This is a genomic window from Streptacidiphilus rugosus AM-16, assembly GCF_000744655.1.
Taxonomy (GTDB): domain Bacteria; phylum Actinomycetota; class Actinomycetes; order Streptomycetales; family Streptomycetaceae; genus Streptacidiphilus; species Streptacidiphilus rugosus.
The window spans coordinates 37,400-52,654 of record NZ_JQMJ01000002.1 but is presented as its reverse complement, the minus strand read 5'-3'; the positions used below and the strand labels follow the sequence as shown (position 1 = coordinate 52,654).

Here is a 15,255-nt window from a genome sequence, read left to right as displayed (position 1 = left end):
ATGGGGATGCGTGGCCGCTCTCCCTGGAGCCCGGCAGGGCGACCTCGCAGACGAACCGATCCCAACGACGAAGGAGAAGGCATGGGGATGGCCTGGCAGTGGCGTTTCGAGGACGCCCACGGCAAGGCAATGGCACTGCAGGCCGTTGCAACCGCTCTGGAGGCCCTGGCCCTGGACCTCCCCGCCAATGATGTGGCCGATGCCGCTCGCGCGGGCTTTGATTCGCAAGGGGACGCGGAGACGTGGATCGGGCTGTCCTGGCGCCAACTCCTTGACGCAGGCGTGGCCCAGGTGGTGCTCCTGCAGGACAGCAAGGAGGTCTACGGACCGATGAGCCTGATGCCCTAGCGGTGGTTTGTTGACGGCGGGTCAGGGCCGTAGTAGGCCGGTAGCAGAGGAACGTCGCTTCGCTGCCGGGGAGCTGTGATGACCCGTCGTGTGCCGTGTCCGCCCGCTCCGGGCCCGCTGGAAGCCTACGCCGCTCGCTTCGATGACCTCTTCTCCAATCTGGCACAGCGGCGCGGGTTCCGCGAGTATCTTGCGGGGCTGCTGCTGCCGCGGGACCGCAACAAGACGCTGACCTGCCTGGTCGGCACCGAACCCGTCGTCGGCGCCCAGCACGCGGCGGTGCAGCGGCTCCAGTTCTTCCTGTCCGAGTCGACCTGGGACCACGAAAAGATCAATGCCCGCCGGGTGGCACTGCTGCTCGGCGACCCCGCGACCAGGCCGCACCCGGACGGGGTGCTGGTGATCGACGACTCGGGCGACCGCAAGGACGGGAAGAAAACCGCGCACGTCGGCCGACAGTGGCTGGGCCGGCTGGGCAAGACCGACAACGGCATCGTCACCGTGACCACGTGCTGGGCCGACGAGAACCTCTACTACCCGCTGCACGCCGTGCCCTACAGCCCCGCCCACCACTTCCCCAAGGGCAAGAGCGACCCCGGCTTCCGCACGAAGCTGCGAATCGCCGCGGAACTGGCCCGCACCGCCAGGACCGCCGGAGTGACCTTCCGGGCCGTGGCCGCCGACTGCGCCTACGGCGACCAGGACGGCTTCCGCCGGGATCTCGCGGAGGCCGGGCTGCCGTTCGTCGTGGCCCTGAAACCCAGCCACGGCGCCTGGGCCTACGGCAAGGACGCCTACACGCCCGTCGACGCCGCCCGCGCCCTGACCTGGACCGACGCGGAGGATCCAGGGGACTGGACCCGGGTCGAGCGCACCTTCCGCGACGGGCACACCGAGACCTGGTGGGCCGCCGAGGCGACGCTGGGCTGGTGGGGGCCCGACGGAAACGTCCGTCTGGTCGTGGCCACCACCGAGCCGGCCACACTGCCCGCGCAGTCCACCTGGTACCTGGCCACCGACCTGCCCCGGCCCGGCAGCCCGCGCGAGGCGGACAGCCCCGAACCGGCCGCCGGCCTGGCAGAAGTCGTCCGGATCTACGGCATCAGGCACTGGATCGAGCAGAGCTACAAGCAGGTCAAGGACGAACTGGGCTGGGCCGACTTCCAGGTCCGCTCCGACACTGCTATCCGCCGCCACCAGACCCTGGTCACCTGCGCGTTCTCGTTCTGCTGGGACACCTGGTTCGCCGGGCCTCTGCAGGAGTCCGGCGCCGAGGACCCCGAGGACCCGCCCGCCGCCACATCGGCGGAACCGGCTGAGAGGGGGCCTGCGCAGACCCCATCAGCCCCGACCGTCCAGCTGGCCCAAGGCGATCCGCGCCGTCCGGGCCTGGCTCGACCCCTGGACCAGCCTCCAACGCTGCTGGCGAGCCTGGACCAACGCGCCCCCGCCACCCGAACTCCAGGCCCTGATCAACCACGTCGGCGCAGGCCACGCGCTTGATCTCTACTCCCCGGTCTAACAAACCACCGCTAGTGCTCTGACCACATTGGTTCGCCGGGTTGGTGGTTGGAGCGGTTGGATGTGGCGGTGACGTCCGTCCGACCGTTTGGGGGTGTGGTGGCCGAGCCTGTGCGGGTGCGCAGACTGACCGACCAGGAGGGGCAGAAGCTGCAGCAGATCGTGCGTCGGGGCAGCACCAGTTCGGTGCGGTTCTGGCGGGCGATGATGCTGCTGGCCTCGGCGGGCGGGAACCGGGTCCCGGTGATCGCCCAGCTGGTCCAGGCGGACGAGGACACGGTGCGCGACGTGATCCACCGGTTCAACGAGATCGGCCTGGCCTGCCTGGACCCTCGCTGGGCGGGAGGCCGTCCCCGCCTGCTCAGTCCTGACGATGAGGACTTCGTCGTCCAGACGGCCACCACCCGCCCGACCAAGCTCGGCCAGCCCTTCACCCGCTGGTCGCTGCGCAAGCTCGTGATCTACCTGCACCGGGTCCACGGACGGGTCATCCGCATCGGCCGCGAGGCGTTACGCCGTCTGCTCGCCCGCCGAGGCGTCACCTTCCAGCGCACGAAGACCTGGAAGGAGTCGCCGGACCCGGAACGCGATGCCAAGCTCGACCGGATCGAGCAGGTCCTGGACCGCTTCCCCGACCGCGTGTTCGCGTTCGACGAGTTCGGCCCGCTCGGCATCCGACCCACGATCGGCTCGGGCTGGGCTCGGGCCGGTCATCCCGAGCGGCATCCCGCCACCTACCACCGCACCCACGGGGTCCGCTACTTCCACGGCTGCTACTCGATCGGCGACGACACGCTGTGGGGCGTCAACCGGCGCAGGAAGGGCGCCGGCAACACGCTAGCCGCGCTCAGGTCGATCCGTGCGGCCCGCCCGGACGGCGCCCCGATCTACGTCATCTTGGACAACCTGTCCGCCCACAAGGGCGAGACGATCCGCCGCTGGGCGAAGAAGCACCGCGTCGAACTCTGCTTCACCCCGACCTACGCGTCGTGGGCGAATCCGATCGAGGCCCACGTCGGGCCGCTGCGGCAGTTCACCGTCGCCAACTCCAACCACCCCAACCACACGGTCCAGACCCGGGCCCTGCACGCATACCTGCGCTGGCGCAACGCCAACGCCCGCCACCGGGACGTCCTGGCGGCAGAGCGCCGTGAACGCGCCCGTGTCCGTAGTGAGAGGGGCATCCGCTGGGGCGGACGAGCACGCATAGCGGCTTGATCACTCACTGACGTTCAAGGTTGCGCAGTCAGCGACACCAAGCCCGGACAGCACCACCCGAAGACGCTCCAGTGCCGCAGTCGCGTCCGAGTCGTCTGTGATCTCCAGGTCAAGATGGCAGCGGCCCATGCCGCTGCCAGCGCCTGTGACCTCGCCGTCGAGCTCGAACTCCGCCTCCAAAGCCTCCTCGACCTCGTCACGATCGATCGGCAGCCCCACGAAGACGATCTCAACGAACACCACGGTCCTCCCTCTCAACCCGGCGAACCATAGCGGTCACGGCACTAGCCGGTCTTTTTGTGAACATAATCCCGCCTCCCGAGGTCTCCGCGGAGCGGCGCACCCCGCTGTGGGCCGTCGGCACACAGCGGGGTGTCGAACCATCATGGCTCTGCAGGCTTGCCCGGAGCTTTTACAAGCAAAGGCTCAGTCCGACCGCTTCCATCCGCAGCGACTGCCCCACTGTGCCGATCATGATCCTCGAGGACGTGGCGGAGGGCTGCCAGCCCACGTTCTGCACGTGCGCCCGCCCGGTGATGGTGCCGGAACCGACCTGGATCTCGAGAGCTTCCAACCGCAGGTTCTGCCCGGTCGTGCCCACCTCGACCTGTTGCCCGTCGGCCACGTACTGCCACGGCTGCCAGCCGATGTTCTCCACCTGGGCGTGGACCCACATGCCTCCGGCGCCACGGGCCGTCAGCCGGAGTGCCTCGATCGAATCGCTCAGGCCCGTGGTGCCGGCGTAGGTGCCGTTCGCCCCGCTGAAGCCCTGCCAGCCGAGATCGTGGACGTGAGCCTGATACTGGATGCCCTTGCCACTCGAGCCAGCGGGCTGAGTGCCGACGGGACACATGGCCACTGCGTCGACCACCTGCTGCTCCGTGGCGCTCCAAGTGCGAAGGTACCCTTCGGCGCCCAGCATCAGGTCGTTCACCACGTCCTGGCCGCCGGTGACGCGGATGTCCTCGACCCAGTCGGGCAGCAGGCCATAGTGGGCGACCCCGTCGGTGTTGATGTCCCAGGTGCGCTGGCCGGTCGTCTGTCGACTCAAGACCGTTCCGCCGTCAGGGCTGGTGAAGGGGTAGTGCACTTCGGTGCCAGCGCCGCGGGGTCCGGGCTGCTCACTCAGGCCGTTCATATCGGTGCCGACGCCGTAGCCGACGATGTGGTACTTCTGCCGCAAGGCAGCGCTCTCGCGCTCCTGTGCGGCGAAGGCAGGGGCGTCGTTGATGTGCTGGGCGATGAATCCGCCCAGCCGGTAGACCCGCTCCGTCCAATTGGGGTCCATCCAGCTGTGCGAGGAGATGACGCCCGGATAGTTTTGGGCGTCGAGGATGCTGAGCGTCTGGTCGACTGCCTTTACGCTCATATGATCAATTTCCAGCATCATGTGGCGCTTCATCATGGCGTGGACGGCGTAAGCGCCCAGAGGGGTCAGCCCCCGGGTGTTGCACAGGTCGTCGGCGCTGGTGTGCGTCCCGATGGGGTTGTCCTGCTCCGGAGTGGTGCACTTCTCGGTCTTCCAGTAGGTGCCGGTGGACAGGAACTGGCCGGCGTTGATCGCATCGCCTTCGGTTCCGGTGTCGAAGCGGACCCCGCACAGAGCGTTGTCAAACTTGTGGCACAAGAACATGCTGCGTACGCCTAGCCCGTACAGCTCGTCGAGGCCGCGCTCGATGTCCTCCTTGCTGCACTGGGGTATGTCGAGGATCTGCTTACAGCCGAACGGCTCCGAGGTTTCCACGCCCAGGATCACGGCCAGTTTGCCCTGCTTGATCACGTCGCGGGCTTGGCCGCTGTCCGTGACGATCCGGAACCAACCCTTGCCTGGGCCCCCGTACATCGTGTCGATGTAGCTCTGGAGCTCGTAGGTCTTCTGAGCTTCGAGGCGGATGGCGGACATCTCATCGCAGGTGCGGTCCTTAAAAAGGTAGGCGTTGCAGATCACTGCGTTGGAGACGAGATCATTGACGAGCACCCGCTGGCCACCCCGCCAGGCTCGCTCTATCCACGCGTAGTACGTTTGGTTGTGAGTCAGGGAAGCGGGAGCGGGCCAGTCCTTGAACGTCGGCCAGCCGACAGGGTCATGCCGGCCATCCCCGCCATGTGTGAGGAAGTCGAATTCGTCCAGGCTCCCATCGGGGTAGTGCTCCGGACAGTCCTTGAGCGCATCCGCAATGCCGGCTGCCGAGAACGTCTGGCCGCACATCAGGCGGCCGCCGAACCCTTCGTAGGACATCAGGTGCACATGCGCGTCAACTAATCCGCGGACTTGCCCCTGTGCGTCGGTGCCGGTGAACGGGGCACCGACTGCGTCGATCTGCGCGTCGGGGACAGGCCGCGCTTGTGGGTCCCACCAATTTTGATCAGCGGAGGCTTTGGCCACACCTGGCCCGATTCCCAGCAGCAGCGCCCCTAGGAGAGCCGGCAACAGGAACAGCCTGCGCTTGCCCCGCGGACGGCATCGGTTCATGACCTGCTCCGGTATGTCATGGGCTCGTCATTCATGCTGAGAGAGTCCTGGGCGCCGCCTGGGAAGTCAATACTCGCGAGTAAGGGCTTGCAGAGCAACAACCCGTAGCTTCCAGCATTTTCGGCTCGTTGTGGTATGGGCGGACAGCCGGATCAACAGGCTGCACTGGAAGCGAAGTTCGAGGCGATCCTGCCTCACCTGGACGAGCGGCGGCTCTGTCACGTTGTCGGTCGGGGCGTGAGATGATCTTGGGTTTGGTCGTGCCGGGGAGGGTTCGTTCGTGTCGTCGACGTCGGCTTCGTCGACGTGCTGTTGCTGCCGACCTCCGCTGAGCGCTGGCCGGCCGTGGGTACCGAGGCCGACTTCGAGGTCTGGTGGGCCGATCGGCGACACCAGGTGCGGCTCAAGCCCGTGGCGAGTTCGGCGGCCTGGAGGTGCAGATCAGCGGGCCGGGCATCACGTGTGCAAAGACGCCGTTCCACTTCAAGCCTGACTACTGCCTTGGCGAGGAGGACCGCTTCGCTGGCTGGAGCGAAACGCTCGGCCGGGACCTCTTCCCGATTGGCGAGCTCGACGATGGCCGGTTCTTCCTCTGCATCGACGAGACCGGCGAGATCTATCTCGTCGGGATGTGGATCGCGACATTCGGGCCGGCCCAGGACGCGCTGGAGAAGCTGGCCTTGGGCGTCGCTCCGGCCAGGGTTGCGAGCGTGTCCTGAGCAGCGCCGCGATCTTGGTCAGCCTCTTGACTCAGCGAGCGTGTCAGTTCGCGGTGAGCGGCGCGAGCCGCTTCGAGTTCGGAAGTGCGCTCTTCCAAAGTGGCTGAAGAGGGCCGTCGCTGCACGGGGGTCAGCGACGGCCTTGTGGTCGAGCATACGTTCCGTCCGGTCGGATGAGCGGGCGAATCGGACAAGTACGACCAGATGGTCTGCAGCGGTGCCTCTCCTACGGCCGGACGGTCAGCGTGTGTCGGCGGAACAGCAGAGCGGATGGCGGAAGGGCTGGGCGGAGTCAACGGCGCCAGCGGCGTGGCAGCAGGCGCCGCCAGCCGACGTTCCCACGTGCGGGGGCGGGGCCCGGGAAGGGTTCGGGTGTCCGGGGGAGTGCCGCCGTGGCCGGGGTGTCGACGAAGTCCTCGTCGGCGGTTGTGCCCGGGACCGGGGTGGGCGGCGCGGAAACTGCGACCGCGGGCGTGGTGTGCTGGGAGAGCTGGCGTTGGGCGTGTTCGCGGGCGAGTTTGCGGCGGTGACTTTCCCGGCCCTGTTCAGAGCGGGCGAGGGCGGTCATGACGTGGGAGGGCGGCGGTGGGGCGCAAGCCGGGGTAGGCGGCGAGACCGTTGGGAGTGAGGGGGATCAGGCCCCACCAGGTGGCGTCGTGGGCAGGGCGGGGATGGGAGATGCGCCAGTCGTGGGCCCAGGATGCCTGTTCGCCGGTCCAGTCTTCGCCGTCGCGGGGCTGGTAGTCGATGCGGTGGCCGCCGTAGGGGATGAGGAGCTGGTGCCCGTCCGCCCAGGCGACGACGGCGCCGGCGGCGGTCAGGGCGCGCTGTGCGGGAGTGGGGTTGATTTTCTGGTGGCGGGTGGAGTGTCCGTCGATGCGGACCTTGAGGGTGCCGGCGCTCTGGTACTGGGTGGGGTCGTGCTGGTCGAAGATCCACCAGTGGGTGGTGTCGGCGCCGTGGCGGTCGCGGGCCTCGCGCAGCCGCTGAGTGACGGTGTGCGGTGTGAGGGGGCGTCGGGGGTGGTCGATGACGGCGCGGTGGTTACCGCGAAGCAGGACCAGTGCGGGGGGCAAGTCCCAGCGGTGTCCGGCGCGTACGGGGTCGATGGTGAGGTGGACGGTGGCGTCGGGCAGGGCACGGGCGAGTTGGTCGCGCAGCGTCAGGACGGCGGTCAGGTCGGCGTGGATGTCGGCCTGGTGGGGTGCGGGGGCGGCGCAGTGGTCGGCGCCGTGGCCGGAGCGGTGGCGGAAACGCGGGGTGAAGCGGGAGCCGGGGGTGGTGGGGCCGGTGAAGATCAGGTGGGCGGCGCAGGCGCAGCACAGGTAGCGGCCGTCTGCGTGGCCGCGGGGCAGGCGGGTGGCGGCATCGTGGTCGCGGCGCAGGTCGATGATGCGGCCGTGGGCGGCGGTGTCGATGGCGAGTTCGCTCATGCGGGGGAGTGCGGTGCGGCGCAGGTCTCGGTGGGCGCCTGTGGTCGGGAGGGCGAGCTGTCGGGAGCGGGGGCCGTGGTCGGCTGGCGGGTGCGGGCGGTGCGAGAGGGTGCTGCGTGGCTGGCCATGGGTGGGGTGCTCCAAAGGGGGGCGGTTTGGTGGGGACGGTAGAAAGCGTTGCCCGGGTGGGTTTGTCCGTCACGTCCGGACGGTGTTTGTGCTGGAGAAGAGCGGACATGGGCGGGCATGACCGGGTGAGGCGCTCTGCCATGTACGCGCCGTTGTCCGTACGCTGATCGCCAGTGAGCTGGCGGGGGCGCGGCGGCACGTGGGGGAGGGGCCAGTGACGGCGGCGAAGGGCCGGGGGTACGGGGACGTGGATCCGGAGGCGACTGCGGAGGCGCAGGCGCTGGCGTTGCACCTGCGCGGCCTGCTGAAGCGGGCGGGCAAGACACAGCGGGACATCGAGGGGCCGACGGGCTACGGCAAGTCGAGGATCCAGGAGTTTCTGGGCGCCAAGGCCGTGCCGCCGTGGCCGTTCGTGCGGAAGGTCGCCGTGGCGGTGACGCTTCCACGGGAGCGGGAGGCTGAGGTCGCTCGGTGCCGGCAGTTATGGGAGAGCGCGGACAAGCCAGCCCCCGTATCCGCGGCCGCAGCGCCGAACACGTCGATGGAAGGGGAGTCCGCGGCAGATCACGTCTCGGTGGCGCTGGCCGGTGTCGCGGCCACCGCCCAGGACCAGGCGGCGCTCGCCCAGGAGGCATTGGTCCTCGCCTACGAGCGCAACGAGCAGCTCTCACGGGAGCGGGACCGGGCGCAACAGCTCGTGCTCGCACTCGGCTCGGTGATGTCGGGTCTGCAGCAGCAGGCAGCCGACCTCGGCGAGCGCCGGGACAAGGAAGCCGAGGCCCGGCTGAACGTACTGGCCGAACAGCTGGAGACCACCTCCCAGGAACTGGCCCGGGCCCGGGCCGGCCGCACCGAGGCCGAGGTCCTGGCCCAACGGCTGCGCCGACGCGCCGACGCGTTGGAGGAACAGCTCGCCGATCTGCGGCACAGCGCACCGGCCCCCCTCTTCACCGCCGAGTTCGCCCTGCCCGGCATGCCGCCGGAGTTGAGAGAGGCGCTGTTCGACGCCGACTACGAGAAGGTCCTCGCCACCGCCCAGAGCTTCCTGGACGAGGGACAGCAGATGCGCGACCAGCTTGTCGACGAGTGGGGCTTCGCAGCACCCCGCCGCACACCCGCCCAAGCGATCGAACGGTGGAGCACCGCCACCCACGTGCTGGCCCGGTCCCTCGGCTGCCTCACGATGATCAGCGGTGCGCTCGCCCACGATGCCGTCGTCCGCGCCCACGCCGGCGGCTGGACCATTCCCCTGGACCTCGTGATCCTTGTCGGTCTGGTGCTCTGTGCCGACCCGTGGGAACCCCTGCAGCGGCTTTGGCCCTGGATCCGGGCCGGCCTGCGCGGGGACCTCCCCTCCGGAACACTCCACGTGAACGCTCGCGGCACCGCGCTGCGCGCCGTGAGGTGCGCATCCGCCGGGCTCGCCAGCATCCTGGCGCTGCTGTGCGTGACCGCCGCCACGTCCTGGAGCAACTGGTGGCTCGTGCCGCTACTGCCCGCCACCGCAGCCGCAGCCGTCTACGCCGTCGTCGGGCGCGACCAGAACCTGGGCCTCGTCGTCCAGGAAACGATCGGTCAGCTGGCGGCCGAACTGAGGACCCGCCGCCCACACCTACCCCGCAGTCCCGGCGACAGACCGGCCATCGTACTTGCGGACCGAGACTGGCTCGACGCCCGCCGCCGGGAAGTCAGCACAGGGCCTGGGCGGGGCGGGTGAACCGGGAGGTGGTGACGAAGATGGCGACCTGGGCGCGGTGCTGGAGCGCGCCCATCATGTCGCGGATCTCCCGGGCCGGGATCGCTGTGGCGCGGGTCTCTTACCGTGACGCGGTCGACCGGTTCCGGCCGTGGCTGGCCGCCACGGCCCCTGGTGTGGCCGCTGCGGCCGGACCCGGCCGTCACGACGGCATTCCCGCCCAGTTTCGGCCCGTCGTCGCGGACACCAGCGGTGAGGGCCTGGCCCTGTTTTGAAGATCGGCGCTGGCACCCGCCGCTGCACCCTGCCCAAGGCAAATGCTCATGCGGCAGATGTTCGGCCGGCCCTGGTTCCCACTGTTTTGCAAACGGGTCCTGCCCGCCTGATCAACATCACAGTCCGTCACCGCATCCCGAACACGAAAATCGTGGCAGATCGATCGCACAGTCCAAGCCACAGCTCCGCCAGCCGAAGGTTCGGTGACCCAAGCCGGCGGTTGCACGCGTCCTTGTCGGGTTCTGGCCCGGCGAGTTCCAATCGCGCGCGGTGATGCCTGGTCAGGCACGGGATGCGGATCGGGAGTTCCTCACCGAGACTGGGCGGGTCGGGGATCTGGCGATAGGGAGCAGTTCCGTGTTCGAAAGCACAGTTCTGACAGGGCTCGCTTCGGCCCGCCCTCGGGTGATCACCGGCGTGGGGGGCACGTGGCAGCTCGGTCGCTTCGGAAGAGTCCGGTGGATGCTGTCGCTCTCCCTGACCTCGGTCGTCTGTGTGGGTCTTCCGCCATCGGCGCAGGGCGCCGCCATCCTGCCCGTTCCGGGCCGGGTGGTTTTCTACGACGACTTCGGCGGAACACGGGTCGACAGCGCCAAGTGGTACGAGGGTCCCTTCAGGATCTTGTCGTCTCCGATGAACAACGGAGCCATTCCGCAAAACCTCTCTGTGCATTCCGTGCCGGACGGACCTGGCGTTGTCTCCGTGCTGGATGTGGCCCTGCGCGGCGACAAGTACGACGACGGGGCGAAGGATGCCGTCAGAGGTGTCATCCAGATTCCGGGCTGTACGCCGGCGGTCCTGCCCTCCTGCTATGCACCGGCGTCCACGGGCAAACGGACCGGTGGCTTGCTGTGGACCACAGCAGCGTTTGGCTCGGGCCGCTACGAGGTGCGCATGAAGACCATGCCGCTCGGCGGTGGCTGCTCATGCATCTGGAACTACTACGACCCGGGCAACGGGGCCTATACGGAAATCGACACCGAGGTCGCGGCCAACGCCGGCCAGGACGCCAGGCCGTCACTGGTCGGCTTCAACTCCTACGCCGGCCAAGACGGTGCCACGAACATGATCTCCGACGTGGGGACACCGCAAAACGACGGCCGATTCCACACCTACCGCTGGGACTGGTACGACGGGAGCGCAGGCCAGGGCCCCGCACACATCGACTGGTACGTCGACGGGGTGCGCTACGCCATGACAAACGCGAACGTCCCTACCCACCCCGCCCAGCTCTGGGTAGGGGGCTGGCCCGCCCCCTGGTCGGGAGACTACGCCTACGCAACGCAGCACCTGTACATCGACTGGGTGAAGATCACGTCATGGCGAGGCCGCACCGAAGCCGCCGAAAATGCCACCGCCCCGAAGTAGTGGCGTGTCCGCAGCATGCCACTGTTTCCCGACCTCGACGCCGTCGTCTACGGCATGAGCACCGACTGGTCGTCCGGCCCGGTCGAGGGCCGTGTCAACGACCTCAAGGCGCTCAAGCGCGGCATGTTCGGCCGAGCCAAACCGCCCCTGCTTCGAAAACGACTCCTGTTCGTCGCTTACACCGGAGCCGGCCCAGGCATCGCCGTCCCGGTCCGCCGCCGACCCAAGCAGGAGCTCACCGCCAAGGAGAGGTCGCTGAACAAGGCCCACGCCCGGCTGCGCTGCCCGGTCGAACGCGGCGTCGCCACCGTCAAACGCTGGCGAATCTTCCGCCATGCACGCTGCAGCCCAGGCTGGCTCCAGTCAGCGGCCAAGGCCGTCCTCACTCTCGAGAGGCAACGCTGAAAACGCTGTGTGGGCCGCACTCGCGGCCGGGCAGGACCTCCTGCCTGGACCGGGGAGGGGAGGTCAACCGCGCGCTGCGCCACAGCCTGGGGGCAGGCAGAGCAGGATCTGGGCCGGCGCGGGCGGGCCAGGCCGCCGTCAAATGGCACTGCCTCAGCTTGTCCTGCACCCCACCGGCCGTCGGAGCTGGAGCAACAAGTGGAAGGAGCCAGGGTACGTGCCGGGCGTGGAGGTGGCGGCAGGCGAGGACGCCAGTCTCCCCAAAAGCGCGGCAAAGCTGTGAGCAAGCCGACGCGATCGACGACAGACGGCCCTGTGCGCGCGCAGCGGCATCTATTCTCGGCGCCAGTGGGGGAGCGGCGGTGAGGAGCGCGCCCGGACCGGGCGACCCTTGGGCGATGCTCAACTCGCGAGCATCAGGCTGACAACCTGCCGGCACCCCGCAAGCCCGGCCATCGGCACGCCGCCCGGGGCAGCCACCGAAGCGAGGGACGAGCCGGGTGCTCGATCCTGCGCATGTCCGGGCTGCTGGAAGGCGCGGAGCCGAGGTGTCCTGGCACGACAGGCCATGGACCGAAGTGACTCGAGCCTGACACCCTCACTGATCAGCTTCTTTGCGAATAGAGTACCGCGCCAATTATTGCTTAGGCAATAATTGTGTGGCATTCTCGAAGGTCCTTTACGCCCCACCCAACCTTGCCCGGCGAACGGCACCTCGCCGGACCCGTGCGCGAGGCTCTGACGGCCCCAACGCGCGGATGCCCCCAATCTGCGCGGCCACCTCCGAACCAGCCGCAGCACACCCCGGCCCAAAAGAAGGACACCCTATGAGCGACACCACGATGCAAGCGATCACCCAGGACATTCTCGGCGGCCCGGAGGTGCTGCGCTGGACCACGACGGCGCGACCCCAGGCGGGGCTCGGTGAGATCGCGGTGAGGGTGCGCGCGGCCGGCATCAACCCGATCGACCTCAAGACCCGCGAGCACGGCGCCTTCCTCGGCGAGCCCCCGTTCATCCTGGGTTGGGACGTCTCCGGCGTCGTCGAGGCAGTTGGCCCGGGGGTGCGGCTGTTCAAGCCTGGTGATGAGGTCTACGGCATGCCTCGCTTCCCCGGACAGGCCGGCGGCTACGCCCAATACGTAACGGGCCCAGCCCGGGACTTCGCTCACAAGCCTGCAGGACTGAGTCACGTCGAGGCGGCGGCACTCCCGCTGGCAGCCCTTACCGCTCGTCAGGCTCTGCTGGAGGCCGGAGTCGTACAACCCGGGCAGCGCGTACTCATCCACGCGGCCGCAGGCGGGGTGGGCCACTTCGCCGTGCAGATCGCCAAGGCCCGCGGGGCGTACGTCATCGGCACCGCCCGCCCGCACGCCCACCAGACGCTGCGCGAACTGGGCGCCGACGAACTCATCGACTACAGCCAGGTAGACGTCAACGCCACGGTCCGCGACGTCGACATGGTCCTTGACACGCTCGGCGGTGCGAACACCTCCGCAACCCTGGCCACCCTCAAGGACGGTGCGACCTTGGTCTCCCTGCCCTCCCCGCAGGAGGATGCGGTGAAAGCCGAGGCCGCCGAACGCGGCATCGCAGCCGGTTTCATGCTGGTCCAGCCCGATCGAGCAGGGCTTCTGGAGATCACCAAGCTGTTCGAGGCCGGGTTGCTGCGCCCACTGATCGCGCAGACCTTCCCCCTTGAGCAGGCCGCTGAGGCCCACCGCCTGGCGCAGACAAGCGGGATGCTCGGAAAGCTCGTCCTCACGGTTTCCTGATCCGCCGCCGGCCAGCAAGCGGGAAATAGCCCCACACACCGGCCCCCACTCCCTGCACGCATAGACAAGGACAGGCATGTTCGCCCTCACCGTCAGATTCGACCTTGCCGACGAGACCGCCGCCACAGCGTTCGACGCACTTGCCGCCCAGACAGCCGCAGACGTTCGCGAACTGGAGCCGGACGTCCAGACCTATGCCATCCACAGCGTTGAGGGCGAGCCCTTGGCCCGCATCTTCTTCGAGGTCTACCGCGACCGTGCGGCCTTTGAGACACACGGCACCCAACCCCATATCCAGCACTTCTTCGCCCGCAGTGCCGACCTGGTCGTCCGTACTCGCCTGGAGCTCCTGCACCCACACGAACTCAGCGATCAGCATCGCTGACCAGGGATGTATCCCTGGTCTGAAGAGCCCGTCGGAGCAGATGCGTGACCGGCCGGGCGCCGGATCATGGCCGGTCACGCGTGCAGCCCGGGGTACCCGCCGTCCAAGATCAGGGACGGTCAGCCCACCGTGTGTGCGGCGCTCAGGATGAGGCGGGTCACGTCGTCGGGGTGGGAGACGGCGGCCGCGTGGGAGGAGTTGACTTCGGCCCCGCCATAACCGACGACCCGAGATAATTGTCGCAGACGCAGCCCGCCGTCCGCCGACAACACAGGGCCCGGGATTCACCCGGATTCTCTCGCCGTGAGGCGAGAAGCACCATTGGGTCCTAGTTTGTGATCATGGATGCCACGCCGCTTACTTGGCCGCCACGGCGGCGCGCAAGCAGCGGGACACCGCTGTGCGGTCATCCATCGATGGTGGAATCGGCCTTTGCTCATCTTGTTCAGGGGGAAATCATTTCCACTGAGAATGCCTGCGAGAATTGGGAGACCGTATGAACAGGCTTAAAAACAAGGTCGTCGTGGTATTCGGCGGTGCGCGTGGAATCGGAGCGGCGACCGCTCGCGAGTGCGTTGCCGAGGGGGCGCAGGTATACTCCTGCGACATCCGCGAGATTGACGACCCGGAGCTGTCCGCTCAGTGCTCCCACAGCATCGTGGACGCCACGAACGAGCACCAAGTCGCGGCGTTCGTCGCCTCGGTGGTGGCGGAAACCGGCCGGGTGGACGTGCTATTCAGCAACGTGGGCATCCACCTGGGCAAGCCGCTCGCCGACGCCACGGTGGAGGACTTCAACAGCGTCTTCTCCCTCAATGTCCGCAGTACGTTCCTGGCGGTCCGTGAGGTGTTGCCGCACATGATCCGCGGAGGCGGTGGCAGCATCGTCATCAACTCGTCCAACGGGGGACTGATGGGCCGGCCGGCGGACCCGGTCTACAATGCCAGCAAGCACGCGCTGGTCGGCCTGGCCAAGTCGATCGCCGTTGCCCATGCCCACCAGGGCATCCGCGCCAACACCGTCAACCCCGGGGGGATCATGACGGACATGCTCCTCGGGACGGTCGAGAACGCGGACCAAGTGGCCTCGGACGATCTCCAGCGCAGGTTCTCGGCCAGCACCCCGGCCGCCCGGGTCGGGCAGCCGTGGGAGGTCGCCAAGGCGGTGGTCTTCCTGGCTAGCGACGAGTCAAGGTTTGTCAATGGCATCGCTCTTGCGGTGGATGGCGCGAAGGCCGCCGGTGCCATGCCCGCGAACCGGTACGCGCTCGACTTCGAGCTGGGCATCGACAGGGATGCCCGCTACCCCGCCAACTGACGATGTCCAGGAAGGGCATCTGGATCGTGCTGCGGGAGTGAGGGTGCGTACACTGAGTGCGTCGAGCACCCTCGCCACCTCGCACATCTTCGCGATCACCGCATCGCTCGGGTTCTTGGACGCGATCCGCCCGGCGCTCCACCAAAGCGGGACCACCGCGAGGCCAGGATCGGCAGCAACCATCGCTTCCC

The 15,255-nt window shown here is 68.2% G+C and carries 14 protein-coding genes; 10 read left to right on the top strand and 4 right to left on the bottom strand.

Annotated elements, in window-relative coordinates; genetic code table 11:
* The first annotated feature begins 87 nt into the window (after positions 1-87).
* From BS83_RS03085 to BS83_RS03075, 3 genes are all read left to right on the top strand, one after another.
* Positions 88-348 (top strand): hypothetical protein, encoded by a 261-nt coding sequence (locus BS83_RS03085; RefSeq protein WP_037600815.1) that lies wholly within the window; start codon positions 88-90, stop codon positions 346-348.
* A gap of 78 nt (positions 349-426) precedes the next feature.
* The gene (locus BS83_RS03080; RefSeq protein WP_051942505.1) at positions 427-1,851 is read left to right on the top strand and encodes an IS701 family transposase; all 1,425 of its coding nucleotides are present in this window, start codon (positions 427-429) and stop codon (positions 1,849-1,851) included.
* Between the two features lie 117 nt (positions 1,852-1,968).
* Entirely contained in the window at positions 1,969-3,087 is a 1,119-nt protein-coding gene (locus BS83_RS03075) for an IS630 family transposase (RefSeq protein WP_332262308.1), read from the top strand.
* On the opposite strand, the gene BS83_RS03070 is transcribed toward BS83_RS03075, so the two are convergent.
* Positions 3,088-3,327 carry a hypothetical protein gene (locus BS83_RS03070; RefSeq protein WP_037600703.1) on the bottom strand — a complete coding sequence of 80 codons (240 nt, stop codon included), beginning with the start codon at positions 3,325-3,327 and terminating at the stop codon, positions 3,088-3,090.
* A gap of 172 nt (positions 3,328-3,499) precedes the next feature.
* Positions 3,500-5,560, bottom strand: coding sequence for a hypothetical protein (locus tag BS83_RS03065; RefSeq protein WP_084713096.1), 2,061 nt, complete (start codon positions 5,558-5,560; stop codon positions 3,500-3,502).
* A gap of 434 nt (positions 5,561-5,994) precedes the next feature.
* Here BS83_RS03065 and BS83_RS03060 point away from each other — a divergent pair, with 434 nt between their 5' ends.
* On the top strand, positions 5,995-6,279 hold the full coding sequence (locus BS83_RS03060; protein WP_051942544.1) for an SUKH-3 domain-containing protein: 285 nt from the start codon (positions 5,995-5,997) through the stop codon (positions 6,277-6,279).
* A gap of 545 nt (positions 6,280-6,824) precedes the next feature.
* Here BS83_RS03060 and BS83_RS03055 read toward each other — a convergent pair.
* Positions 6,825-7,712: a hypothetical protein gene (locus tag BS83_RS03055; protein ID WP_037600701.1), complete on the bottom strand. Its 888-nt coding sequence runs from the start codon at positions 7,710-7,712 to the stop codon at positions 6,825-6,827.
* Between the two features lie 343 nt (positions 7,713-8,055).
* Between BS83_RS03055 and BS83_RS03050 the strand changes: the two genes are divergently transcribed.
* Positions 8,056-9,558, top strand: a complete 1,503-nt coding sequence (locus tag BS83_RS03050) for a helix-turn-helix domain-containing protein (protein WP_037600700.1) — start codon at positions 8,056-8,058, stop codon at positions 9,556-9,558.
* Here the strand turns inward: BS83_RS03050 and BS83_RS43455 are convergent.
* Entirely contained in the window at positions 9,530-9,613 is an 84-nt protein-coding gene (locus BS83_RS43455; protein WP_232248032.1) for a restriction endonuclease, read from the bottom strand. The genes BS83_RS03050 and BS83_RS43455 overlap by 29 nt on opposite strands.
* Positions 9,614-10,170: 557 nt before the next feature.
* Here BS83_RS43455 and BS83_RS03040 point away from each other — a divergent pair.
* The 5 genes from BS83_RS03040 to BS83_RS03020 all read left to right on the top strand — a co-directional run bounded on the left by BS83_RS03040 (position 10,171) and on the right by BS83_RS03020 (position 15,064).
* A complete protein-coding gene (locus tag BS83_RS03040) occupies positions 10,171-11,181 on the top strand; it encodes a glycoside hydrolase family 16 protein (protein WP_037600692.1) in 1,011 nt (336 codons plus the stop codon).
* A gap of 15 nt (positions 11,182-11,196) precedes the next feature.
* Positions 11,197-11,586: a transposase family protein gene (locus BS83_RS41320; protein ID WP_051942543.1), complete on the top strand. Its 390-nt coding sequence runs from the start codon at positions 11,197-11,199 to the stop codon at positions 11,584-11,586.
* 827 nt (positions 11,587-12,413) lie between these two features.
* Entirely contained in the window at positions 12,414-13,361 is a 948-nt protein-coding gene (locus tag BS83_RS03030) for an NADP-dependent oxidoreductase (RefSeq protein ID WP_037600689.1), read from the top strand.
* A gap of 76 nt (positions 13,362-13,437) precedes the next feature.
* Positions 13,438-13,746: a putative quinol monooxygenase gene (locus BS83_RS03025; protein ID WP_037600686.1), complete on the top strand. Its 309-nt coding sequence runs from the start codon at positions 13,438-13,440 to the stop codon at positions 13,744-13,746.
* 496 nt (positions 13,747-14,242) lie between these two features.
* Positions 14,243-15,064, top strand: coding sequence for an SDR family NAD(P)-dependent oxidoreductase (locus BS83_RS03020; RefSeq protein ID WP_037600684.1), 822 nt, complete (start codon positions 14,243-14,245; stop codon positions 15,062-15,064).
* Positions 15,065-15,255 lie beyond the last annotated feature (191 nt).

Excerpts from the sequence above, each read along its gene's own strand:
- BS83_RS03030 (WP_037600689.1), top strand. The coding sequence starts at position 12,414 with ATGAGCGACACCACGATGCAAGCGATCACCCAGGACATTCTCGGCGGC.
- BS83_RS43455 (WP_232248032.1), bottom strand. The coding sequence starts at position 9,613 with ATGGGCGCGCTCCAGCACCGCGCCCAGGTCGCCATCTTCGTCACCACC.
- BS83_RS03065 (WP_084713096.1), bottom strand. The coding sequence starts at position 5,560 with ATGAACCGATGCCGTCCGCGGGGCAAGCGCAGGCTGTTCCTGTTGCCG.
- BS83_RS03080 (WP_051942505.1), top strand. The coding sequence starts at position 427 with ATGACCCGTCGTGTGCCGTGTCCGCCCGCTCCGGGCCCGCTGGAAGCC.
- BS83_RS03025 (WP_037600686.1), top strand. The coding sequence starts at position 13,438 with ATGTTCGCCCTCACCGTCAGATTCGACCTTGCCGACGAGACCGCCGCC.
- BS83_RS03020 (WP_037600684.1), top strand. The coding sequence starts at position 14,243 with ATGAACAGGCTTAAAAACAAGGTCGTCGTGGTATTCGGCGGTGCGCGT.
- BS83_RS41320 (WP_051942543.1), top strand. The coding sequence starts at position 11,197 with ATGCCACTGTTTCCCGACCTCGACGCCGTCGTCTACGGCATGAGCACC.
- BS83_RS03055 (WP_037600701.1), bottom strand. The coding sequence starts at position 7,712 with ATGAGCGAACTCGCCATCGACACCGCCGCCCACGGCCGCATCATCGAC.
- BS83_RS03085 (WP_037600815.1), top strand. The coding sequence starts at position 88 with ATGGCCTGGCAGTGGCGTTTCGAGGACGCCCACGGCAAGGCAATGGCA.